We start from the raw sequence: 21,703 nt of genomic DNA, 5'->3' as shown, positions 1-21,703 counted from the left end.
TTGGCAGCTCTCAATGCGTCTCTGGTAATGCAAACCCGGCGCGCCTGGCGGTTCATGGCCCCGGTCCTGATGGGCGCGGGCGGCGGAGCGGATTCGGCCTGATTCTTCCTATGCGGCGCGCGCGAAGAGTTCGACCCATGCGGTCTTGTCGAAGCGCCACGGAATCGCCGGTGCGCCAACCGACGCGCGAACGTGCGCGACGAACGCCTTGCGCGCTATCTCGCGCCCGCCCAGCGACGCCAGATGCGATGTGTTCTGCTGGCAGTCTATCATTTCTACTTCGTGACGTCGCAGGTGCCCGACCAGCGCGGCCAGCGCCATTTTCGAGCCGTCGGTGACCTCGGTGTACATCGATTCGCCGAAGAACATGGTGCCGAACGACACGCCATACAGACCGCCCACGCGCCGGCCCTCGAACCAGGTTTCGATGCTGTGCGCATCGCCCATCCGATGCAGCGACGAATACGCCTCGACGACGTCGGCCGTGATCCAGGTGCCGCGCTGTCCGCGTCGCGGCGCTTGCGCGCAGGCGCGCATTACGGCGGCGAAATCGTGATCGACGCGGATTTCCCATGCATCGTCGCGCAGCACGCGCTTGAGCGTCTTGCGCAGCGACGGCGACAGCTTGAATTCGGCGGGGCGCAGGACCATGCGCGGATCGGGGCTCCACCACAACACGGGCTGGCCGTCCGAGTACCAGGGGAAGATGCCGCGCCGGTAAGCGTCGATAAGCCGCGACGGCAGCAGGTCGCCGCTCGCCGCGAGCAGTCCCGGCGCGCCGCTCGACGCGCCGAGCGCGCGCTCGACAGGCGGAAACGGATCGTCGACGCCGAGCCAGGGAACCATGTGCGCTCGTTAGCCTTCGCGCAGCGAGCGGAAGATGTCGCCCGTGTGCAGGCCGAAGCTGCCGGCCGTGCGGTCGGCGAAGAAGAAGCGCAGGGTCTGGCCGACGGTCGGAAAGGCGATCTCGTCCCACGGAATTTCGTGTTCCTCGAAGAGCTTCACTTCGAGGCTTTCCTCGCCGGCGGCGATGTCGAGATCGAGCAGGCGCGCCATGTAGAACAGATGCACCTGATGCACGTGCGGCACGTTCAGCAGCGAGAACAGGTTTTGCACCTCGACGCGCGCGCCGGCTTCCTCGAGCGTTTCGCGCGAGGCGGCCTCGGCGGTCGTCTCGCCCATTTCCATGAAGCCGGCGGGCAGCGTCCAGTAGCCGTAGCGCGGCTCGATCGCGCGACGGCACAGCAGCACCTTGTCGTCCCAGACCGGGACGGTGCCGACCACGTTACGCGGATTCTGATAGTGCACCGTGCCGCAACTGCCGCATACGAAGCGCTCGCGATTGTCGCCCGGCGGAATGCTCAGACTGACGCCGTGGCCGCAGACAGAACAGAATTTCATTGGAAAGGGGACGAGAAAGGGTGATAGGAGTTTATCACCGGGGCGCGGGATTATTGAGGCACGGACGCCGCGGGGGTGCCGTGCTTGCATCGCTTCAGGCATGGGATTGCCAGAAAAACAAAAAGTCTTGCAAGGCTCAGAACCTATACATACCGATGGATGCGCCCGGACGGTTCGATGGGCCGCTTTACCGTGGGCCGGTGGCCGGATATGAACCCGGCGAAGCACGCGAAGCAGCCCGCCGTGAGTCGGAACTACAGGACCGCAAAGGTGATTCCCTGCCTACTGTTGCCGTGCGCAAGGTGAAGCGCTCGCAAGTCGCCAAGGCAACGCGCGGCATTCCGACCCTGCGCGGCTACCTCGAAGACACCTGCCTTGCCGAATTGCGCACGTCCTGCAAGACGGCCAATCACGGCGACGCCAACGTGCAAATCATCCTGCAATCGTTTCCCGATTTCCTCGATTTGCCGCTCGATCACCTCCCTGCCGCACCGCTCTACGGCGTAGCGCAGCGCATCGCGCAAGGCGGCAGCGTGACTGGCGTAGCGGTCGCGCATGGTGCGCTTTTCCGGGGACAGGTACGGCCGAAAACGACAAGGCCCGCGCTGCGCGGGCCTTGACACGCCACGGCGGGCGATACGGGCCGTGATGCCGCGCTGCCTCAGGTAACGACGGCAGCGTGCAAAGTCATCACCCTTGTCCGCATGCAGCTTGCCCGGGCGTTTGCGTGGCTGTCCGTTCAGGCCTGGCACCGCAGGAATGGCATCAAGCGTGGGCTCGAATGCCATCGAATCGTGCCGGTTAGCACCCGTGACCGTGATGGCCAACGGAATGCCGCGCGCATCTACGACGATGTGCCGTTTCGACCCGAGCTTGCCCCGGTCTGTCGGGTTAGGGCCGGTTTCCTGGCCCCCCGGGGGCTGGAAACACTGGCGGCATCAAGACTTGCCCGTTCCCAATCAATCTGGTCATGCTCACGCAATCGGCAAAGCATCGCCAGATGCAGTTTCTCCCACACGCCTACGGCTTGCCAGTCGCGTAGCCTTCGCCAGCAGGTCATCCCGCTGCCGAAGCCCAGTTCTTTCGGCAGGTATTCCCATGGAATGCCTGTTTGCAGGACATACAGGATGCCGTTCAATGCTGTGCGGTCATCCACCGTCCGGCGGCGTCCGCCTTTGGGCGACGGCGTGAACACTGGAATCAACGGCTCCAGAGCCGCCCACAACTCGTTACTGATTTTTCGTCTTGCCATCTCGCCAGGATATGGCGTCCATCGCTTGATGTCCAGGTTGTGTTGGCGACTCTAATGCGGGCAAAGCCGGCGCGAAGCTCAATGCGTTGAAACATGGCATGTGCTCGACGTACTGGCGCGAGGAGCGGCGGCGGGTGCATGCACTGCTACGCGAGTGCCGGGATCGGTGTACGCGGTCATGGTGACACGTCTGGGTACATCGTAACCAGACGGCCGGTTTCAACACCTTTCGTCGATGAACTGCTGGTGTCCGTTTTAACTGCCCGTCCCGCACGGGCTTTTTATTTCAGCATAAAACATATCCGTCTGAAATAAGATAAATCCTAATTCGTTATTCACGATGTATTAATGCGAAATTTAACGGTTATTCATCTTTTTATTCTGGATTTAAAACCCGTCAGTCATTAGTTTACGAACCCTGATTGCTTCGTAACGTGAATTGGCAAAGTGAATAAAGATAGTTATCGGCTGGTATTCAGCCATCTGGGAAACATGCTCGTTGCCGTTGCGGAGACTGCCACGGCAACAGGGAAGGAAGCCGGACAGACCCCAGTTTGCAGTCACGGTAATGCGCGCGGGGTCACCAGTGGCAGGCGGTGGCGGCGAGAATCGTCGAGGGCAGATGGTGTCCGCGTTGCGCGAGCCAGCGGCATGGCGAAAACCAGCGTGACCCGAACGGGATGGCGCGACTCAGGGCGCTCGCGCAATCGTACGGCGGCGAGTGCCTGGACGAAGGCTATTCCACGGTCGCGGCCCGCTACCGTTTCCGGTGCGCGCACGGGCACGAGTGGAGCGCTCGGGCGCATCTGGTCATTGCGGGAAGCTGGTGCCGGCATTGCGCGAACGAGTCGAAGCGCTCGACGCTCGAACAGATGCGGGCGGTCGCCCATGAGCGCGGCGGCCAATGTCTCAGTACCGTGTATCTGGGCAGCAAGGCCAGACTCGTATGGCAATGTTCGATGGGGCATGTATGGGAAAGCCTGCCGGGCAACGTGATCCATCGTGGTGCCTGGTGCCCGGCGTGCTTCCGGCTGCGTATCACGAAGAAGCCGCATCTGCGCTCGCGTTATGACGTGCGGGGGGGAGCCGGATAAGGCCGCGCTCTGACACTGCACGGATCGACAGGCACCGCAGCCTGCAAAAATGATAGCTTTTGATAACGGATTTGGGAGAGGGCTCAATGTCTTGCGAGCGGATTCCGGGGCGTTTTCCCGGAATGCGGGGATTCACGATTGCGCGTCTACCAGATGGTATGGCAGGTCGCCGGGGAATGATGGTCAGGGTTCGCCATTCCACGCGCCCTGATCGGGATGCGGAAATCATCGGGAGCGGACGGCGCTGTTTCAGGCCCGAGCGGCGACAGGTCGCCTCAACCCCGTTTGGCATGGTACGTACAGGCGCAGATTCGCGTCGACGCCAGCGGGTTACATGGTGGTTACACGAAGCCGGAAAAGACAAAAGGGTTACGCGCAAAAATGCTGTAACCCTTTGATTTGACTGGTTGCGGGGGTAGGATTTGAACCTACGACCTTCGGGTTATGAGCCCGACGAGCTGCCAGACTGCTCCACCCCGCGTCCGTCGAAGAAAAGATTATAGAACAACCCGACAGCCGGCGCAATAGCCATGTAAGGATTAGCTTCATTACGCTTCGCGCGGGCGGCTCGTTGCCGCGCGAGTCCTCTGCCGTACCGCTGCTTGCGCGAGGCCGCCCGCAAACGCTGCGCTAGAATTCCGGTTCCTTACGCGCCTCGCCATGCTTCACGACGGCGAGCGCTTCAACTCTTTCCTCGCTCCGGATTTCATGGATATCGCTCACGATCTGCAGGTGATTGCCACTCAGGAAAAGACCCTCGTGTTTCCGCGTTTCGATGCCGACCGCGCGTGGCAGGTCGGTGTCCATTTGCGCGAGGTCGCGAAGGCGCGCGGCGTTGCCGCCGCGATCGACGTGCGCACTTTCGGCCAGCCGCTGTTTTTCAGCCTGCTCGACGGCGCGACGCCCGATAACGTCGACTGGGCGCGCCGCAAGGGCAACACGGTCGCGCACTTTCGCCGCAGTTCGTACGCGATCGGCCTGAAGATGCAGCTGGCCGGCGCGACGCTCGCCGACCGACACGGTCTGCCGGTGGCCGAATATGCGTCGCACGGCGGCGCGTTTCCGCTGACGGTGGAGGGCGCCGGCGTGATCGGCTCGATCACGGTGTCGGGGCTGCCGCAGCGCGCCGATCACGAGTTCGTCGTCGAGGCGCTGTGCGCGCATCTCGGGCACGACTACGGCAAGCTCGCGCTTGCGAAGGTCTGACGCGATGCGGCTACCTCCGTATGCCTTGCTCGCCATCGCGATCGTCGCCGAAGTGATCGCGACCTCTGCGATGCGCGCCTCCGACGGCTTTTCGCGGCTGCTGCCCTCGACGGTCGTGGTGGCCGGTTACGGCATCGCGTTCTACTGCCTGTCGCTCACGCTGAGGAGCATTCCGGTCGGCATCGTCTACGCGGTGTGGTCAGGCGCGGGCATCGTGCTGATCACGCTGGTCGCGCTCCTGTTCTACCGGCAGGTGCCTGATCTACCGGCGATGATCGGGCTCGGGCTCATCATCTCGGGCGTCGTCGTGCTGAATCTTTTTTCGAAGATGCAGGCGCATTGAGCGGGCGATCCGTACTCGCGCACGTCGAGCGCCGCGCCGCTTACTTGCAGCGCACGATCATCGAGCGGTTCTTGACGTTGGCCGACACGACGTTGGTGACGCTGCCGCCCGCGGTGCCGCCTTCGTCGTTGTCCTTCGAGACGATGTCGTAGCCGGTCGCGCCGCATGCCTTGCCGGCCTGCACGTAGCACGAGGCCCAGCTCGAACCGGCGTCGGCGCCGCTGCAATTGACCGCGAAGCCGGTCTGTCCGTTCGGCAGGTTGATCAGGGTGGTGGTGTTCGACGACGCGCAGCCCGCGAGGCCCGCGGCGAGCAGCAGGGCGGCCGCCGGCGCGATCGCCCGCGACGCGCGGCGCACGAGGGCAAGCGCGGCACCTGGCCGGAGACGGTGGAGGCGGCCGGCGTGTCGCGGTTGCGTCGTGAAATGCATCGTGAAGTTTCCTTTCGTTCGGATAAAGAGAGGCGCTGCCGGGCCAAGGGTCTTGTGCCGGCCCGGCAGCGCGCGGCGCGCGTGGCGCCTGCGCCGGTTAGCGTATTTCGATCGTAATGCCCGCCGCGCTGACGAGCCGGCGGCTTTCCACGCCGGCCGCGGTGGCCGCGTCTTCCCAGATGCCGATGGCTCTCGGGATGTCGATGTCGTGACTTTCGGCGTAGGCAAACCATCGGTTCGCCGCATCCGGCTCGGGCAGTTCCTGATTCTGCAGAAAATATTTTCCCATATTGCGCTCGCTGATTTCGGAATCGTGCCGCCGAGGTCAAACCTGTCGACGGGATGGAGTGGGCCGATCGGACGGTTCGACCGGCGGGAGCCGCATAAGTGCGGCGGGCGGTGGCCGGTCGGCGCAGAATCCGGCGCTTCCGGTACTGCCTCGGGCGAGCCGCCGCCCGCTGGACCCCGGTCCGGCGGCACGAGTACCATAGCGTGACTCGCGGAGGCCGGCCGCGTCTGGCCGATTATCGCTGGCGCAGCCTTCCCGCCGGAACCTTTTGATGAGGCGATCATGGACATTCGCTTTCCCGCGGACGCGCCCGCTTATCGCGACTCGAATCTGACCGTCGTCTTTCCCGCGCTGGTGGACGGCGAACCGGTGCCGTGCGCGATCTCGGTCGAAGCGCTCGAGGACCATTTCGGCGCCTATAGCGAGGATCTCGAAGGCTGGCTGCGCGCATTCGACGCCGGCCGGCCGCGTATCGAAGCGGTGGCGCGCGAGCATCTGCAGATCAGCAACGGCACGCCGGTGTTGCTGAAGAGCGGGCATTTTCCGCCGGGGCAGGTGGCGGGCTAGCGCCGAATCTGCCCGTAAGGCGCAAAGCCGCGAGCCCGTGATAACGTTCAGTTCCCTCTCACCTCGCGCCGCCGCGCCCTGTTTCCCATGTCCATCTCCGTCTCGCCTGCCGCCAGCGACGAAATCGCGACTCACGTAGCCAACCGCATCGGCTTTATCGAACTGGAGCGGCCCAAGGCGCTCAACGCGCTGTCGACCGGCATGATCCGCGCGATGCACGCGGCGCTCGATCAATGGCGCGAAGACCCCGAGGTGCTCGCGGTCGTGGTGCGCAGCCAGCATGCGCGCGCGTTCTGCGCGGGCGGCGACATCCGCTTCATGTACGAGGCGGCGCAGCGTGGCGATCAGGCATCGCGAGATACATTTTTCACCGAGGAATATCGCCTCAATCACGCGATTTTCACGTATCCGAAGCCCTATGTCGCGCTGATGAACGGCATCGTGATGGGCGGCGGCATGGGTATTTCGCAGGGCGCGCATCGCACGGGCGGCCTGCGGGTCGTCACGCAATCGACGAAGATGGCGATGCCCGAAACGCGCATCGGCCTCTTTCCCGACGTCGGCGCGAGCTGGTTTCTCGCGCGCACGCCGGGGGCGATCGGCCGTTATCTGGCGGTGACCGGCGAGACGATCGGCGCGGCCGACGCGCTCTACGCGGGTCTCGCCGATACCTATATCGACGAGGAGGCGCTGCCCGCGCTGCTCGACACATTGCGCTGCGAACTGTTCGAGCGCGGCGCGGACGTGGTTGCCTGCATCGAGCGCGAGGCGCGCGCGTATCAGGTCGCGCCGCAGCCCGACGAGTCGCCGCTCGCGGGGGCGCGCGCATTGATCGACCGGCATTTCGCGCTGTCCGATGTCGCGCGGATTCTCGCCTCGCTCGACGAAGCGCGCGAGCGGGGTGGCGACGCGGCGGAGTGGGCCGAGCAGACGATCGCGGTGTTGCGCGAGCGCTCGCCGTTGTCGATGGCGGTATCGCTGGAAGTGGTCACGCGCGCCGAGGGTTCGATGGCGGATGCGCTGCGCGTCGATCTCGATCTGACGCGTTCGAGTTTTTTAATTGGCGACACGGTGGAAGGGATTCGCGCGCGCATCATCGACAAGGACAACGCGCCGACCTGGCGAGTCGCTCGCATCGAGGACGTGCGCGCGGCCGACGTCGAGAAGATGTTCGACAGTCCGTGGGCGGAGAGCGAGCATCCGCTGCGCGATCTGCGTGGCTGAAGCACGCTCGAACCGCTGAAGAAGCAAGCGGAGCGAGGCCGGCGCGAGCCGATTCGCCCGCGCTTACGCTTCCTCTTCGCTCGCCATGAACGCGCGCATGAACACGAGCGCGCCCCAGCCCCACATCGCGTTGGCCGCGAAACCGACCGCGAGCCGCGGCAGCATGTTGCCGCTCGGCCAGATGCCGCGCAGCGGATCGACGACGAACACGCTCGCTGCCGTCAGCACGATGCCGCCGAACACGAAGGCCGGCACCCACGGCGCGCGCCGCTGCGGCGCGACGCGCAGCAGCCACGCCATCAGCACGGCCCAGAATGCGCTCCAGATCGCGTTGGCGATGAATTCAGGCAGTCCGAGCGGCAGGAACGGCGCGGTCGAAAAGCCGCTCGGGTCGATGAGGCCGGCGGCGTGCAGCAGCGCCAGCGTTGCTTCGCGAAAGAACAGGGAGGCCAGAAAGCCGGCGACGAACGGCAGGATAAGTTTTTGCATGCATTGCACCGCGCAAGGTACAGGCGGCGCGAATCTGCAAAGCCTGTAGCGGATGATCGGAAAACGTGCGCCATTATATCGACAGGGTTGGCGCCGCCCGTCGCCGCGTGCATAAAGCGCAACACCTGTATGCGCGCGAACCCGTATGCTCGGGCGTCGGGCTAATCACGAAAGCGGAAAACCTAAGCTCAAAAAAAATCGTTCAAAAGCCTCGGGCCGCTCCATAGACTGTTTCCTCATGCAGACGGCGCCGGTCGCCGTCATCCGTTGAATCGGGCGCGTTACGCGCACGTTGGTCGAGGAAAGCCGCCGCGATGTTCAGCCTGCCGCCGTCGAAGTATTTCCATTGCCGCGTCGGCATGCGCGCGCGGCCGTGCCACGGCTCGCGGGGCGGTTCGCTCCGTAGCTCGCGCTGTCCGCCTCGCCGCGAGTAAGCCGCCTCCGGCCTGAACCGGCCGGCCATTTTTCAATTTCCCCATGCGTTGCAGCGCGTGGCCGCATACCGGCTCGATGCGCGCGGCAGGCGCTCGCGCAGCGTTTTCCCATTACTTCGTTAGAACAGGCAGGAGCAACAACTCATGAATGTGTTCTGGTTCATTCCGACTCACGGCGACAGCCGGTATCTCGGTACGTCCCAAGGCGCGCGCGCAGCCGATTACGATTACTTCCGACAGATCGCCGTCGCCGCCGACACGCTCGGCTACGAAGGCGTGCTGCTGCCGACCGGGCGCTCGTGCGAGGATGCATGGGTGGTCGCCTCGAGCCTGATTCCCGCGACCCGGCGGCTCAAGTTTCTCGTGGCGATCCGCCCGGGGCTCTCGTCGCCGGGGCTGGCCGCGCGCATGGCGGCGACGTTCGACCGATTGTCGAACGGGCGGCTGCTGATCAACGTCGTGACCGGCGGCGACGCGGCTGAACTTGCGGGCGACGGCGTGTTCGTCGATCACGACACGCGCTACGAAATCACCGACGAATTCCTGCATATCTGGCGCAAGCTGCTGAGCGCCGCGCATACCAACGACGCGATCGATTTCGACGGCCAGCATCTGCAATCGAAGGGTGGCAAGGCGTTGTATCCGCCGGTGCAGAAGCCGCATCCGCCATTGTGGTTCGGCGGTTCGTCGGCGGCCGCGCACGACATCGCGGCCGAGCACATCGATACGTACCTGACCTGGGGCGAGCCGCCCGAAGCGGTGGCGAAGAAGATCGCCGACATTCGCGCACGCGCCGCGGCGCGCGACCGGCAGATCCGCTTCGGCATCCGCCTGCACGTAATCGTGCGCGAGACCGAAGAGGAAGCGTGGGCCGCCGCCGACAAGCTGATCAGCAAGCTCGACGACGACACGATCGCGCGCGCCCAGGCCTCGTTCGCGAAGATGGACTCGGAAGGGCAACGCCGCATGGCCGCGCTGCACGGCGGCAAGCGCGGCGGGCGCGAGCAGCTCGAAATCTATCCGAATCTGTGGGCGGGCGTCGGCCTCGTGCGCGGCGGCGCGGGCACGGCGCTGGTCGGCAGTCCGGAGCAGGTGGCCGCGCGCATGAAGGAATACGCGGAACTCGGCATCGAAACGTTCATCCTGTCGGGCTATCCGCATCTGGAGGAATCCTATCGTTTCGCCGAACTCGTGTTCCCGCTGCTGCCGAAGCGGCTCAACAAGGTCGCGAACGGACCGCTGTCGGGGCCGTTCGGCGAGATCGTCGGCAACCACCATCTGCCGAAGGCGGCGAGCGCGAGCTGAATGGCGCCGTGAGGCGCGCGGATGTCGCGGCGCCCGCGCGCCAGCGCCACGACGACTTTCGACAGGCCGACTTTCGACAGACAACAAGGACAGCCATCATGACCCCAACCACTTTGAGCGCGGGGCAGCGCGCCGGCGCTGCGGCGCCGGCGGCCGGTACGCACGCGAATCCGTTGCGCCGCTTCGGCGCGCATCTGCTGCCATGGCTCGCGCCGCTCGCGATTCTGCTCGCATGGGAAATCGCGGCGCGCAGCGGCGTGTTGTCGACGCGCGTGCTGCCCGAACCGCTCGCGGTCGTGAAGGCCGCCTGGTCGCTGATCCAGTCCGGCGAAATGTGGGCCGACGTGCGGGTCAGCACGTGGCGCGCGGTATCGGGCTTTGCGATCGGCGGGGGCATCGGGCTCGTGCTCGGACTCGCGACGGGGCTGTTCAAGCCCGCCGAAGTCGTGCTCGACTCGACCGTGCAGATGATCCGTAACATCCCCGCGCTCGCGATGATTCCGCTCGTGATCCTGTGGTTCGGCATCGAAGAAGAAGCGAAGGTGTTTCTCGTCGCGCTCGGCGTGTTTTTCCCGGTCTATGTGAACACGTTCCACGGTATCCGCTCGGTCGACGCGAATCTGGTCGAGATGGCGCGCAGCTATGGCGTCAATGGTTTCGCGCTGTACCGGCACGTGATCCTGCCGGGCGCGTTGCCGTCGATTCTGGTCGGCGTGCGTTTCGCGCTTGGGCTCATGTGGGTCACGCTGATCGTCGCCGAAACTATTTCCGCGCAATCGGGCATCGGCTACATGACGATGAACGCGCGCGAATTCCTGCAAACCGATGTGGTAGTGGTCGGCATTCTGCTGTACGCGGCGCTCGGCAAGCTCGCCGACGTGCTCGCGAAAAGCCTCGAACGCGTGTCGCTGCGCTGGCATCCGGCTTATCAGCGAGGAGCAAAAGCATGAGTGCAACGATATTGTCGACGACCTTCGGCGCAGTCGCGGGACGCGATCTCGAAGCCGAGCTCGCGCAGACGCGGGTCGCGGACCGCGATGCAAATGAAGCGCTCGATGCGGGGCGCGGCGGCGCGGTACAGCATGCGCTGGAGCGGGCGCAGTCGCAGACGAAAACGCAGACCCAGTTGCAATCGCGCGAAAAAGCACGCCACGGCGCGGGCGATAAAACGCTGGCGGCGGACGGCGCGCTTTCCCGCCACGACGCGCGTTACGACAGCGATTACGCCGTGCAATTGCGCGGTGTCGGCAAGCGGTATGGAGAGCGCCAGGTGCTGTCGGATTTCGATCTGTCGATCGAGCGCGGCAGTTTCGTCGCGATCGTCGGTCGCAGCGGTTGCGGGAAATCGACACTACTGCGGCTCGTCGCCGGTCTCGAAGAGACCAGTTCGGGCGTGCTCGAAAAGCGTGCGGCAGACGAGGGTCCGCTCGACACCTGCATCATGTTTCAGGACGCGCGCCTGCTGCCGTGGAAGACCGTGCTGCAGAACGTGACGCTCGGTCTCGGCCGCGGGGCGCGCGACGACGCGCGTGCCGTGCTCGCCGAAGTCGGTCTGCTCGAACGCGCGAACGACTGGCCCGCGCAACTGTCGGGCGGCCAGCGTCAGCGCGTCGCGCTTGCGCGGGCGCTCGTGCATCGTCCGCAATTGCTGCTGCTCGACGAACCGCTCGGCGCGCTCGATGCGTTGACGCGCATCGAAATGCACGCGTTGATCGAGCGGCTGTGGCGCGAACATCGCTTCACCGCGTTGCTCGTCACGCACGACGTGCACGAAGCGGTCGCGCTCGGCGACCGGATTCTGCTGATCGAAGAGGGGCGCATCGCACTCGATCAGCCGGTGGCGCTCGCGCGCCCGCGTGCGCGCGCGTCGGCGGGTTTCGCCGCGCTCGAAGAACACGTGCTGCAACGCGTGCTGAAAACCGGCCCCAATGACGACACGCTTCTGCATCGCGCCTATGGCGAACCGGCGCCGGAGCGGTTCGCGCGTCCGACCGACGTGCGCTGGGCGATCTGACATCCCAATCCGCGGTTCTTACCGATTCGTTTCCAACCGTTTTTCTGGAGTCACTTTAAATGAGCATTTCCGCAATCAACGTGCGCAATCAGTTCAAAGGCAAGGTCAAGGAAATCATTCGCGGCTCGGTGGTGTCCGAAGTCGACGTGGAGACGCCGTTCGGCATCGTCACCTCGGTGATTACGACGCGCTCGGTCGACGAACTCGAACTGAAAGTCGGCTCGGAAGTAGTCGCGCTCGTGAAGTCGACGGAAGTGTCGATCGCGCGGCTGTGATCGCTGCGAGTATCGGGCGCTGACCGAGTTATAGTGCCGGTGCTCGCACGCGCCTATTTCGCGTTCGCGCCGCTTGCGGGCGGCTCGTGTGTCATGCGATCGTTGGCCGGCGTCCGCGGACGCCAGATCGGCATGTTGTCCGGATTGTCCGAACCGCCCGGGCGCGATGTCGTTGCGGGCGGCGTGACCATCGGCGAGTGACGGTCGCGGTTGCTGTCGCCGTCGCGCGATGCTTGTGGCCGCCAGCGTTGTCGATCTGCCTTGCTTCATGTCGTTCCCCTTCGCGGTGCCGCCGACAGGTCCCGGTGCGCTCGCACTGCATGCGCGGCCCATGCCCGCCCCAGCCGCCAATCGTCAGCGTTTGCAGCGCACACCGCGTTCCTACGCGGCATAGTGAACCTGCATCCGCCGATGAAACTTGCTACGATGAATCAAGCGTTCCGACGGAGACGGCCATGTCGAAGTCCTTGAGTCCCGAAGCGGTTGAAGCGTTGCGGCGTCTGAACGACGTCGGCGTTGGACAGACGGCGCCCGAACTCGCGCAGTCCGTCGTCGCTGAGTTATTGGCGAGCGATCTCGTCGCCGAGTCGGGGAGCGGCGAGGTCGAGATCAACTGCAATGGCCGGCAATATCTTTCCGGCGATTGCGACTGATCCTCAAGCAGGGCATCGAGCCAGGGTGGCCTGATGACGAAGCAGAGTCTCGCGGGTGTCGGCGACGCTCGCGGGATGAGTGCGTCCGCTTTCTTTCATGCATGCGATCAGGCGATACCACGGAGGCGGGCATGGAGCCAAAGAGCCTCGATATGGGGGACTACCAGGAGCGCTACGGAGACTACGACATCGAGGTCGCGGTCGAGCAGGTGCTGACCGGCGTCAAGGCGCATTTTCGGGTGCTGCGCAACGATGCGGTGGTCGTCGACTGGCAACTCGTGCATATCGACAGCTTGTGGTCCACCGAGCATGCGGCGGCCGAGGCGGGCTTTCGCGCGGCACGCGAATTGATTGACGCGGGGCTCCCGCGTTAGCGGCGGATAACTGCAGATAAAGGACGTCGTGCGGATTGGCACATGCATTGGCTGTGGCGCGCTGCGGCACCTGTTTTGCGAACGCCTGCCTTAAGGCGATGGGCTGGCGCGTGGATCCTGCCCATACGTGAGACGACCACGCGGTAAACGCAACTGGGCGCCGGCATCGATACCCGATGCGCGGCGCCCAGATCGATCGCGGTCCGCCCGAGCGGGCCGCGAATCGACGTGACTGCTGATTGGCTTAGTGGCCGAAGAACACCGATTGCGGGCCCGAAGCCGGCTCGCGCGTGCCCGATTGCGACGACACGTTCTTCACGCCGCCGTAGGCATTCGTTGTGGCTTCGTTGCGTTCAGCGGCAACGGTCTGCGCGTTCTGGCCTTGTTGCGAGGCCGGAGCGCCAACCGCCGGACGATAGAACGGTGCCGGACCATAACCGCTTGCAAAAGCGGGAGCGGCGATCGAGGCAGAAGCGGCAACCAGCAGGGCGGCGATGAACTTGGTCTTCATGGTAGGACTCCGATAACGTTCGACTGCATTTCAGGGAGGCGTCGCAGGGAGCTACTGAGGTGTGTCTGCAACGTCGATGGAATGCAGTGTATACCCCTACTATTGAAAATTTGTGCCGATAAACTGAAATTACTATTCCTCGCTGCGAAACAATCTCTCAGACGTAAGCGCGGCAAGGCTCGACGATGATCGGTCCCCATTGACCAAGTTTTTTTGAAGCCGAGACCATAGAGCGGGAGGGTTTAGAAAAGGGCGATAGCCCTTGGAGCCGGAAAAGCGGAGAACAGTGGAAAATCCCAACCCAAAACAAAAACGGCGTTGTGATTTCTCACAACGCCGTTTGCAAAACTTTACCGCTGAATTCTCTGGGGTGGCTGATGGGACTCGAACCCACGACGACAGGAATCACAATCCTGGACTCTACCAACTGAGCTACAGCCACCACTAACATCTGCTTGACTTGCTTTAAAAACCTGTCTTGCCGACGAAGAAACGAGATTATAGGGACTAGATTTGCGTTTGCCTAGTCCTTTATTCAGAAATTTCGACAGGCTCGCGCAGATGCTGTCTTGCTTCGTTGAAGATGGACAGATCGCGCGCCGCGAGCCGCTTGCTATCGGACAGCACGCGCCGCCAGCCGCGCGCACCCGCTTCGCCGCGATAAAGCCCCAGCGCATGACGCGTGATCGCGCCGAGATACGTGCCGCGCGCCATTTCGGCGGCGCAGTATTCGATCAGCTTCGCTTCGACTTCGTCGCGCGTCGGCGGCGTTTGGCTGGAGCCGTAGAAGCGCGCGTCGACCTCGGCGAGCACATACGGGTTGTGATAAGCCTCGCGTCCGAGCATCACGCCATCGACGTGCTGAAGATGCTGTTCGACTTCATCGAGCGTCTTGATGCCGCCGTTGATAATGATCTCGAGTTGCGGAAAATCGCGCTTCAACTGATACGCGTAGTCGTACTTGAGCGGCGGAATTTCGCGGTTTTCCTTTGGGCTCAATCCCTTCAGGATCGCATTGCGCGCGTGAACGATGAACACCTCGCAACCGGCCTGCGCGATCGTGCCGACGAAGTCGCGCACGAAGCCATACTCCTCGACCGTATCGACGCCGATCCGGTGCTTGACCGTCACCGGCACCGAGACCGCGTCGCGCATCGCTTTCACGCAATCGGCGACGAGCTGCGGCTCGTTCATCAGACACGCGCCGAATGCGCCGCGCTGCACGCGCTCGGACGGGCAGCCGCAGTTCAGATTGATTTCGTCGTAACCCCATTGCTCGCCGAGCTTCGCCGAACGCGCGAGGTCATCGGGCTCGCTGCCGCCCAGTTGCAGGGCGACGGGAGCTTCGTCGGGCGTGAACGCGAGGTGGCGCGGCACGTCGCCGTGCAGCAGCGCGCCGGTCGTCACCATTTCCGTGTAAAGCCACGTATGGCGCGAAATCATGCGATGCAGCGAACGGCAATGGCGATCGGTCCAGTCCATCATCGGCGCGACGGAAATGCGACGCGGGCTGGGAGTGCGAGGTACAGACATGGGACGGCGGGGCTTGATTCAAAACGCTAATTTTACCGCAACGCCGTAAATTGCCGATGGCGTGGGCCGACGGCGAGCCACGGGGCGCCGCTGTCGCGGTCATTGCATGCATGTCACGGCATGACGGGCCGCGCCGCCTCGCACGCCACCTCAATGACCATGCCCGCCGCTACTCCACGAACTTCCGCCGCCATGGCCGCCATGCCAGCCGCCGCCGTGCCCGTATCCGTGGCCGCCGTGGTAGTAGCAGCACGGACCGCCAAAACCGCCCCAGACGTCGACCGTGCCGTACACCGGCGCATAGGGCGGGCCGTATGCGTACGGGTAATACGGTTGTGCGTACGCGTAGCCCGCCGGCGGCGCCACCACGCATCCGGTCAAGCTCGCTGCCGCCGCTAGCAGCGTCATCGATGCAATGAGCCTGCTCACGATTTTCTCCTTCATATATACGTGAGAAAAACCGCGCGCCGTGGAGTTCAGTGGCATTTGTGTCCGCGCGTTACCGCGCGAGCGCATCGGGACACGGTCGTCACTCATGCTACGCGGTCGAATGCCGTCATGCTCAACCTTGGCCGCAATCTTGCCGCGTCTTACGAGACGACCCCGCGGTAACACTTGGTTAACGATTCGAAACGCAACTGAAGGGCGTGGCTGCTAATTTCGGCCCAGACAATGAGCCTTTGAATCCGGGCCGTTCGATAACCCTGCGCATGCGATTGCGCATGCCGAAGCCGGAAGAAAAGAACGTACCCGCCCTCGAGCCGTTATCGGGCCGCCCGGGCGACGCCTGCCCGAATCCAGTTCTCGATGAAGCACGATCCTCCGCCGGCCACCGCGGCGCAATGGCGCGCCGAAGCCGACGCCTGCCTCGCACGCGCGGAGCACGAAGCCGCATTGCGCTGTTTCGAATCCGCATGCGCGCTCGAACCCGCCGATGCCGGCCATCACGAGCGCCTTGCCGCGACGCTGGTCGTGCTGGACCGTTTCTCCGAAGCCGAAGTCCGTTATCGCGAGGCCATTGCGTGCGATCCCGGTAACGCCGATCTGCACCACGGGCTCGGCTGGACGCTCGAACGGATGAACCGGCTGGAACCGGCGGTCGATGCCTATCGCGAGGCGGTGCGTGTCAATCCGTGCGCCGACGGGTCGCACAACAACATCGGCAACTGTCTGCAGGCGCTCGGCCGCTTCGAGGAAGCGCATGAAGCGTATCGGCGCGCGATCGACGGGGCGCCGCGCGTGCCGCTCTATTACCGCAATTTCGTGCAGATCCAGCACCTTGCCGCCGACGACCCCGTGTTCGTCCGGCTCGCACAGCTTGCCGCCGATACGGCATTGTTCAATCCCGCCGAACAGGCCGAGTTGCATTTCGCGTATGCCGCGGCGCTGTCGGGCGTGGGGCGTGACGACGAATCGTTCGATCATCTGCTCAAAGGCAACGCGCTGTTTCGCGCCGGCCTGCGCTACAACGAGGCCGAATCGCTCGGACTGTTCGCGAGCCTGCCCGGGTTGCTCAGCGCGGATACGCTGGCGGCCGCGCGAGGTCTCGGCGATCCATCGGCGGCGCCGATTTTTATCGTCGGCATGCCGCGTTCGGGCTCGACGCTGATCGAGCAGATTTTCGCGAGTCATCCCCAGGTGTTAGGCGCGGGTGAGCGCACCGAATTCGGCGAGGCGCTGGTGACGTGCATTCGCCGTGACGCCGCCGACCCGTTGCGGATCGATATCGAAGCGTTGCAGCAGGCCGGCGCCGCGCAATGGCGCACGCTGGGCGCCGACTATCTGCAACGGATGCAATGCGTGCTGGCGGAAACCGGGGCGCGCGCGGGGAACGCCGCACCGCGCCACACCCATTTCACCGACAAATATCCGTTCAATTTCATCAACGTCGGCCTGATTCATCTGGCGCTGCCGAATGCGCGCTTCATTCACTGCCGCCGTTCGCCGTTGCAGACCTGTCTGTCGATTTTTTCGCGGATTTTCCACGACGTGCCGTTCGGCTACGATCTCGGCGAACTGGGCCGCTATTACCGCGCGTACGATGCGTTGATGTCGCATTGGCGGCGCGTGCTGCCCAAAGGCGTGATGATCGAGATCGAATACGAAGACCTGGTCGACGATTTCGAGGCCAATGTGCGTCGTCTGCTCGCGCATTGCGGACTCGACTGGGACGAGCGTTGTCGCGCGTTTTACCGGACTTCGCGGCGCGTGAGCACCGCGAGTTCGGCGCAGGTGCGCCGTCCGCTTTACCGGACTTCGATACGTCGCTGGCAGCCGCGCGCGGAGTTGCTCGAACCGTTGTTGACGGGGCTGGGGGCGGAACTGGGAGCGGCGCGGGAAATGAGGCGGCGAGAAGAGAGATCGCAGGAGAGAGGACTACCGGAAGCCGACGTAAACAACCCGCCTTGATCCCGGCACGCAGCGAACACGACCGGCACCGGCACCGGCACCGGCACGAGCGGATAAAAACGTAGCGCGCGTCAACGCGCGATCGCCGCCGCGTGATGCAGCGCAGGGTACACGCCGACGATGAACGCCGCGTAGAGCGCGGCCATCGTCACGCCGGCCGCCGTGCCCCAGATATCGCGCGATGCCGCGCCCTGGCGGAAATGCACGGGCAGCCCGACGATCACATAGCCGATCACGAAGAACACGATGACCGCGCGCACGGGCGACAGATCGTGACCGATAAATTCAAGCAGGGCGGACAGATTGAATGCGGGCATGGACAGGCAGGCAATCGCGCGGTCGGAGGTGTCGCGCGCGAAGCCGGAAGCCGAGAGCGGCGAGTGCGAGGCAGCGAGCGGTTCGCTCCATTTCACTCGTGCGGCGAGCTTCATCGCGCGATGACTTATGCGCATTAAAGGCTACGCACTCGCGACACGCAAGAAAAAGACTGTATAAATTTGTACGGCGCCGCTTTGCTTGCAGCGGGCCTGCAAGGCGACTTTCAGCGGGGCTTCACGGCGCTCCGGATGGCTTTCGACGCGAGGGTGCCGGCGTATGTCCGGCGCTGCCTTAATGTCGCTTCAACGTCGCTTCAATAGTGCTTTAACGTTTCCCCGAGGCGACGCCCGAACCGTGCCTAAGCGCCCGCTTCGCGCTTGCGCAATGGATCGAGCAACGGCTTCAGACCGTTGTGATCGATCTCCTGCATCAACGCGAGCAGACGGCCGATTTCGCCAGGCGGAAAGCCCTGGCTCGCGAACCAGTTCAAATAGTGGCCAGGCAGATCGGCAATCACGCGGCCCTTGTATTTGCCGAAGGGCATCACGCGCGTGACCAGCAGTTCGAGTTGTTCGGGATTCATGGCGGATTCATGCGGGGTAATTGCCGGGAAGCCGGCGCGAGGTTCATGAAGCGCGCCGCGAAGGATCGGGCCCGAGGCGCGGCCGCGAGCACGACCATCGAGGCCCGGCAGCGCCGGTCCGGCTTGGATTCCGCGTAGGCACCGTATTCTAGCCGTGCTGCAGGCAGGGCGCCGGCATGGTAACGTCTGCGCTTTCCGTTCATCTATTCGACAGGACAAGCTAGATGGAATACCGCAGACTCGGTGACTCCGACGTGAAAGTCAGCCAGATCGGTCTCGGCACCATGACGTGGGGCGAGCAGAACACCGAACAGGAAGCGCATGCGCAGATCGACTACGCGCTCGATCACGGCGTCAATCTGATCGACACTGCTGAAATGTATCCGGTGCCGCCGCGCGCTGAAACGCAGGGCTCGACCGAGCGCTACATCGGCACGTGGCTCGCGCAGCACGGCAGCATGCGCGAGAAGATCGTGCTCGCCACCAAGATCACCGGGCCCGCGCGTCAACCGCATAACCCGCGCCATATTCGCGGCGAGGCCAACCAGTTCGATCGCAAGAATCTGACCGAGGCGCTCGACGGCAGCCTCAAGCGTCTGCAGACGGACTACGTCGATCTGTATCAGATGCACTGGCCCGATCGCAGCACGATGACGTTCGGCCGCCCCCTGTATCCGTGGGTCGACGACGCGTACACGGTGCCGATCGAAGAGACGCTCGCGGTGCTCGCCGACTTCGTCAAGCAAGGCAAGGTGCGTCACATCGGCGTGTCGAACGAAACGCCGTGGGGCGTCGCGCAATTCCTGCGCGCGGCCGAAAAGTTCGGCCTGCCGCGCATCGTCAGCGTCCAGAATCCGTACAACCTCGTGAACCGTACCTACGAAGCGGGCCTGTCCGAGTTCGCGCATCGCGATGGCATCGGCCTGCTCGCGTATTCGCCGCTCGCGTTCGGCTGGCTGTCGGGCAAGTACGAAGGCGGCGCGCGTCCGGCCGGCGCGCGCATCACGCAGTTCGAACGTTTCCAGCGCTACAGCAAGCCGCAGGCCATGCAGGCGACCTCGCGCTACGTCGAACTCGCGAAGCGTCACGGCCTGTCGCCCGCGCAGTTCGCGCTCGCGTTCGTCAACAGCCGCCCGTTCGTGACGAGTACCCTGGTCGGCGCGACCTCGCTCGAGCAGTTGAAGGAAAACATCGCGAGCGCGCAGGTGACGCTGTCGGCGGAAGCGCTGGCGGAAATCGACCAGCTGCATGAATTGCAGCCGAGCCCGGCGCCTTGAGCGTGAGGTGAGGGCGAGGTGAGCGCTGCGTGTTCCGGTGGGCCGGGCTGGTCTGCCGGAACACGCCCGTGAAGCTGTTTCAGCCCGCGGCCCTCGCTGCATCTGCCGCTGCGTTCCTGGGCTCATGCGTCGACTCATGCGTCGGTTCGCGCGTCGCCCCATGCGGCGCATTCTCGCCGAGATCCCAGAACAGTCCCGCCATCATCCGCAATCCCTCGCGCACGACCGGGCTAAGCAGATGCTCGTTCGGCGCATGCTGCGAGCAGGCCGGGTACGAATGCGGCACCCAGATCGTCGGCAGACCGAGCGTGTCGGCGAATACGTCGTTGGGCAACGTGCCGCCGAGGTTCGGCAGCACCGCGGTTTTCTTGCCCGTGGTCCGTTCGAGCGACGCGATCGCCCATTCGACCCACGGGTCGTCCGGATTCAGGCGCGTGGCCGGCGCGCCGCGTTCGACGTCGAGTTCGACGAGCTGAAAACCATGCGCGTCGAGATGAGCGCGCAGATGCTGGCCGAGGTTCTCCCAATCGGTGCCGACCACGAAGCGCAGCTGGCAAACCGCGAACGCCGCCGGCGGAATCGCGTTGACCGGGTTCTCGGGATTGCCGGCCTTGAACGCGAGCACCTCGACGCTGTTCCAGCCGAACACACGCTCGGGCGCCGTGAGACCCGGCTCGCCCCAGTTGTCGTCGATGGCCGGGTCGCCGGGGCCGCCGCCCACTGCGATGTCGGCGAGCGCGCGGCGCACGGCCTCGGGAATCGGCGGCGGACGCAAGCCTGCGACCGCGATCACGCCGCGCGCATCGACGAGACTCGCGAGCGCACTCGCGAGCACGGTGGCCGGATTGCGCAGCAGGCCGCCCCAATTGCCCGAATGGTGCGCGCCGTCGCGCAGGTTCAGCGACAGCCTGAAATTGACCGCGCCGCGCGAGCCGAGGAACACGGTCGGGCGGTGCGCGGCGAGACGCGGGCCGTCGGAGGCGATCAGCACGTCGGCGGCCAGTTCGTCGCGCTGCGCGCGGCAGATCGCATCGAGCCCCGGCGAGCCGGTTTCCTCGCCCATCTCGATCAGCAGCTTCGCGTTGAAGCCGAGCTTGCCGCCGCGCGCCTCGCGCACGCTCGCGAGCGCGGCGAGGTTGATCGTGTGCTGGCCTTTGTTGTCGGCGGTGCCGCGGCCGAACCAGCGTTCGCCTTCGACGGTCACGGCCCACGGCGTGAGCGGCGCGCGCCACTGGCTGTCGTAGCCGCGCACGACGTCGCCGTGGCCGTAGATCAGCACGGTCGGCAGAGCGTCGCCTTCATGACGGTTCGCGATCAGGAACGGTCCGAAGCCGTTCACCGGGTTATCGACGATGCGCGTCTGGAACCCGAGGCGCGCGGCTTCGGGCGCGATTTCGTCGCTCAGATAGGACCGCAGCAGCGCGTCGCGACCGCTTTCCTCGCTCTCGGTGCGAAAGCCGACGCGGCGGTTCAGGTCGGCGAGAAAGGCGCCGGATTCGAAATGCCGGGTTGCGTGCTCGATCGCCTCGTTGCGACTCATGGATGTCTCCGATGCGGGGTGGGCTGGATGGCTCGGGAGGCTGACGAGATCGTCATGCGTGTCATGCCCTGTCATTGAGAGCGATTCTAGAAGCCGGGCTTTTTTGTCACAATGGCCGCATGGCCATGTGCGACACCCAACGGCAAATGTTCTCCAGGATGCCGAATCACGGCCTACACTGT

At 64.5% G+C, this 21,703-nt stretch carries 26 protein-coding genes, 2 tRNA genes and 1 pseudogene; 15 read left to right on the top strand and 14 right to left on the bottom strand.

Annotated features, from left to right (window positions below):
- Positions 1 to 108: 108 nt before the first annotated feature.
- Together aat and F3J19_RS05630 are read right to left on the bottom strand one after the other, a co-directional pair.
- Entirely contained in the window at positions 109 to 846 is a 738-nt protein-coding gene (aat, locus tag F3J19_RS05635) for a leucyl/phenylalanyl-tRNA--protein transferase (RefSeq protein WP_167038620.1), read from the bottom strand.
- A 9-nt stretch (positions 847 to 855) separates the two neighbouring features.
- Positions 856 to 1,401 (bottom strand): NUDIX hydrolase, encoded by a 546-nt coding sequence (locus F3J19_RS05630; RefSeq protein WP_167038618.1) that lies wholly within the window; start codon positions 1,399 to 1,401, stop codon positions 856 to 858.
- Between the two features lie 80 nt (positions 1,402 to 1,481).
- On the opposite strand from F3J19_RS05630, the gene F3J19_RS05625 reads away from it, so the two are divergent.
- Positions 1,482 to 2,021, top strand: a complete 540-nt coding sequence (locus F3J19_RS05625) for a hypothetical protein (protein ID WP_167038052.1) — start codon at positions 1,482 to 1,484, stop codon at positions 2,019 to 2,021.
- On the opposite strand, the pseudogene F3J19_RS05620 reads toward F3J19_RS05625, so the two are convergent.
- A pseudogene (locus F3J19_RS05620) lies at positions 2,022 to 2,653 on the bottom strand (IS5 family transposase); the annotation flags it as partial. It lies immediately after the preceding gene.
- A 680-nt stretch (positions 2,654 to 3,333) separates the two neighbouring features.
- On the opposite strand from F3J19_RS05620, the gene F3J19_RS32535 reads away from it, so the two are divergent.
- On the top strand, positions 3,334 to 3,747 hold the full coding sequence (locus F3J19_RS32535; protein WP_240158758.1) for a hypothetical protein: 414 nt from the start codon (positions 3,334 to 3,336) through the stop codon (positions 3,745 to 3,747).
- Between the two features lie 404 nt (positions 3,748 to 4,151).
- Here the strand turns inward: F3J19_RS32535 and F3J19_RS05610 are convergent.
- Positions 4,152 to 4,228, bottom strand: a tRNA-Met gene (locus tag F3J19_RS05610).
- A 227-nt stretch (positions 4,229 to 4,455) separates the two neighbouring features.
- Here F3J19_RS05610 and F3J19_RS05605 point away from each other — a divergent pair.
- Positions 4,456 to 4,953 (top strand): heme-degrading domain-containing protein, encoded by a 498-nt coding sequence (locus F3J19_RS05605; RefSeq protein ID WP_167038696.1) that lies wholly within the window; start codon positions 4,456 to 4,458, stop codon positions 4,951 to 4,953.
- 4 nt (positions 4,954 to 4,957) lie between these two features.
- Positions 4,958 to 5,296 (top strand): multidrug efflux SMR transporter, encoded by a 339-nt coding sequence (locus F3J19_RS05600; RefSeq protein ID WP_167038614.1) that lies wholly within the window; start codon positions 4,958 to 4,960, stop codon positions 5,294 to 5,296.
- A gap of 40 nt (positions 5,297 to 5,336) precedes the next feature.
- Here F3J19_RS05600 and F3J19_RS05595 read toward each other — a convergent pair whose 3' ends face one another.
- Positions 5,337 to 5,726, bottom strand: coding sequence for a hypothetical protein (locus F3J19_RS05595; RefSeq protein WP_167038612.1), 390 nt, complete (start codon positions 5,724 to 5,726; stop codon positions 5,337 to 5,339).
- A 97-nt stretch (positions 5,727 to 5,823) separates the two neighbouring features.
- The gene (locus F3J19_RS05590) at positions 5,824 to 6,015 is read right to left on the bottom strand and encodes a hypothetical protein (protein ID WP_167038610.1); all 192 of its coding nucleotides are present in this window, start codon (positions 6,013 to 6,015) and stop codon (positions 5,824 to 5,826) included.
- A 282-nt stretch (positions 6,016 to 6,297) separates the two neighbouring features.
- Here F3J19_RS05590 and F3J19_RS05585 point away from each other — a divergent pair, with 282 nt between their 5' ends.
- Positions 6,298 to 6,582, top strand: a complete 285-nt coding sequence (locus F3J19_RS05585; RefSeq protein ID WP_167038608.1) for a DUF1488 domain-containing protein — start codon at positions 6,298 to 6,300, stop codon at positions 6,580 to 6,582.
- Between the two features lie 87 nt (positions 6,583 to 6,669).
- Positions 6,670 to 7,806, top strand: a complete 1,137-nt coding sequence (locus F3J19_RS05580) for an enoyl-CoA hydratase/isomerase family protein (RefSeq protein WP_167038606.1) — start codon at positions 6,670 to 6,672, stop codon at positions 7,804 to 7,806.
- Positions 7,807 to 7,869: 63 nt separating this feature from the next.
- Here the strand turns inward: F3J19_RS05580 and F3J19_RS05575 are convergent, their stop codons facing one another.
- Complete coding sequence (locus tag F3J19_RS05575) at positions 7,870 to 8,295, bottom strand: hypothetical protein (RefSeq protein WP_167038604.1); 426 nt, start codon at positions 8,293 to 8,295, stop codon at positions 7,870 to 7,872.
- A gap of 578 nt (positions 8,296 to 8,873) precedes the next feature.
- Here F3J19_RS05575 and ssuD point away from each other — a divergent pair.
- The 7 genes from ssuD to F3J19_RS05540 all read left to right on the top strand — a co-directional run bounded on the left by ssuD (position 8,874) and on the right by F3J19_RS05540 (position 13,350).
- On the top strand, positions 8,874 to 10,034 hold the full coding sequence (ssuD, locus tag F3J19_RS05570; protein ID WP_167038602.1) for an FMNH2-dependent alkanesulfonate monooxygenase: 1,161 nt from the start codon (positions 8,874 to 8,876) through the stop codon (positions 10,032 to 10,034).
- A 98-nt stretch (positions 10,035 to 10,132) separates the two neighbouring features.
- Positions 10,133 to 10,984, top strand: a complete 852-nt coding sequence (gene ssuC, locus F3J19_RS05565) for an aliphatic sulfonate ABC transporter permease SsuC (protein WP_167038600.1) — start codon at positions 10,133 to 10,135, stop codon at positions 10,982 to 10,984.
- Positions 10,981 to 12,048 carry an ATP-binding cassette domain-containing protein gene (locus F3J19_RS05560; RefSeq protein WP_167038598.1) on the top strand — a complete coding sequence of 356 codons (1,068 nt, stop codon included), beginning with the start codon at positions 10,981 to 10,983 and terminating at the stop codon, positions 12,046 to 12,048. The genes ssuC and F3J19_RS05560 overlap by 4 nt, the downstream gene beginning before the upstream one ends.
- A gap of 59 nt (positions 12,049 to 12,107) precedes the next feature.
- Positions 12,108 to 12,323: a molybdopterin-binding protein gene (locus tag F3J19_RS05555; RefSeq protein WP_008922916.1), complete on the top strand. Its 216-nt coding sequence runs from the start codon at positions 12,108 to 12,110 to the stop codon at positions 12,321 to 12,323.
- A gap of 33 nt (positions 12,324 to 12,356) precedes the next feature.
- Positions 12,357 to 12,524 (top strand): hypothetical protein, encoded by a 168-nt coding sequence (locus tag F3J19_RS05550; RefSeq protein WP_167038596.1) that lies wholly within the window; start codon positions 12,357 to 12,359, stop codon positions 12,522 to 12,524.
- Between the two features lie 254 nt (positions 12,525 to 12,778).
- Positions 12,779 to 12,976, top strand: a complete 198-nt coding sequence (locus F3J19_RS05545; RefSeq protein ID WP_167038594.1) for a hypothetical protein — start codon at positions 12,779 to 12,781, stop codon at positions 12,974 to 12,976.
- A gap of 131 nt (positions 12,977 to 13,107) precedes the next feature.
- The gene (locus F3J19_RS05540) at positions 13,108 to 13,350 is read left to right on the top strand and encodes a DUF6566 family protein (protein WP_167038593.1); all 243 of its coding nucleotides are present in this window, start codon (positions 13,108 to 13,110) and stop codon (positions 13,348 to 13,350) included.
- 244 nt (positions 13,351 to 13,594) lie between these two features.
- Here the strand turns inward: F3J19_RS05540 and F3J19_RS05535 are convergent, their stop codons facing one another.
- The 4 genes from F3J19_RS05535 to F3J19_RS05520 all read right to left on the bottom strand — a co-directional run bounded on the left by F3J19_RS05535 (position 13,595) and on the right by F3J19_RS05520 (position 15,823).
- The gene (locus tag F3J19_RS05535) at positions 13,595 to 13,861 is read right to left on the bottom strand and encodes a hypothetical protein (protein WP_167038591.1); all 267 of its coding nucleotides are present in this window, start codon (positions 13,859 to 13,861) and stop codon (positions 13,595 to 13,597) included.
- A 366-nt stretch (positions 13,862 to 14,227) separates the two neighbouring features.
- Positions 14,228 to 14,303, bottom strand: a tRNA-His gene (locus F3J19_RS05530).
- A gap of 89 nt (positions 14,304 to 14,392) precedes the next feature.
- Entirely contained in the window at positions 14,393 to 15,394 is a 1,002-nt protein-coding gene (gene dusA, locus F3J19_RS05525) for a tRNA dihydrouridine(20/20a) synthase DusA (protein WP_167038589.1), read from the bottom strand.
- A gap of 150 nt (positions 15,395 to 15,544) precedes the next feature.
- Positions 15,545 to 15,823 (bottom strand): hypothetical protein, encoded by a 279-nt coding sequence (locus F3J19_RS05520; RefSeq protein ID WP_167038587.1) that lies wholly within the window; start codon positions 15,821 to 15,823, stop codon positions 15,545 to 15,547.
- A 378-nt stretch (positions 15,824 to 16,201) separates the two neighbouring features.
- Here F3J19_RS05520 and F3J19_RS05515 point away from each other — a divergent pair, with 378 nt between their 5' ends.
- Positions 16,202 to 17,803: a sulfotransferase gene (locus F3J19_RS05515; protein WP_167038586.1), complete on the top strand. Its 1,602-nt coding sequence runs from the start codon at positions 16,202 to 16,204 to the stop codon at positions 17,801 to 17,803.
- Between the two features lie 71 nt (positions 17,804 to 17,874).
- Here F3J19_RS05515 and F3J19_RS05510 read toward each other — a convergent pair whose 3' ends face one another.
- Both F3J19_RS05510 and F3J19_RS05505 read right to left on the bottom strand, forming a co-directional pair.
- Positions 17,875 to 18,234 carry a hypothetical protein gene (locus F3J19_RS05510; RefSeq protein ID WP_240158757.1) on the bottom strand — a complete coding sequence of 120 codons (360 nt, stop codon included), beginning with the start codon at positions 18,232 to 18,234 and terminating at the stop codon, positions 17,875 to 17,877.
- Between the two features lie 245 nt (positions 18,235 to 18,479).
- The gene (locus tag F3J19_RS05505) at positions 18,480 to 18,704 is read right to left on the bottom strand and encodes a DUF3820 family protein (RefSeq protein WP_167038584.1); all 225 of its coding nucleotides are present in this window, start codon (positions 18,702 to 18,704) and stop codon (positions 18,480 to 18,482) included.
- Positions 18,705 to 18,928: 224 nt separating this feature from the next.
- Here F3J19_RS05505 and F3J19_RS05500 point away from each other — a divergent pair, with 224 nt between their 5' ends.
- The gene (locus F3J19_RS05500; protein ID WP_167038582.1) at positions 18,929 to 19,981 is read left to right on the top strand and encodes an NADP(H)-dependent aldo-keto reductase; all 1,053 of its coding nucleotides are present in this window, start codon (positions 18,929 to 18,931) and stop codon (positions 19,979 to 19,981) included.
- Between the two features lie 79 nt (positions 19,982 to 20,060).
- On the opposite strand, the gene F3J19_RS05495 is transcribed toward F3J19_RS05500, so the two are convergent.
- Complete coding sequence (locus tag F3J19_RS05495) at positions 20,061 to 21,521, bottom strand: M20 family metallopeptidase (RefSeq protein WP_240158755.1); 1,461 nt, start codon at positions 21,519 to 21,521, stop codon at positions 20,061 to 20,063.
- Positions 21,522 to 21,703 lie beyond the last annotated feature (182 nt).

This window comes from Burkholderia sp. Ax-1724, assembly GCF_011752995.1.
In the GTDB taxonomy this organism is placed as follows: domain Bacteria; phylum Pseudomonadota; class Gammaproteobacteria; order Burkholderiales; family Burkholderiaceae; genus Paraburkholderia.
The sequence above is the reverse complement of the archived record's forward strand: the minus strand, read 5'-3'. Positions and strand labels throughout refer to the sequence as shown.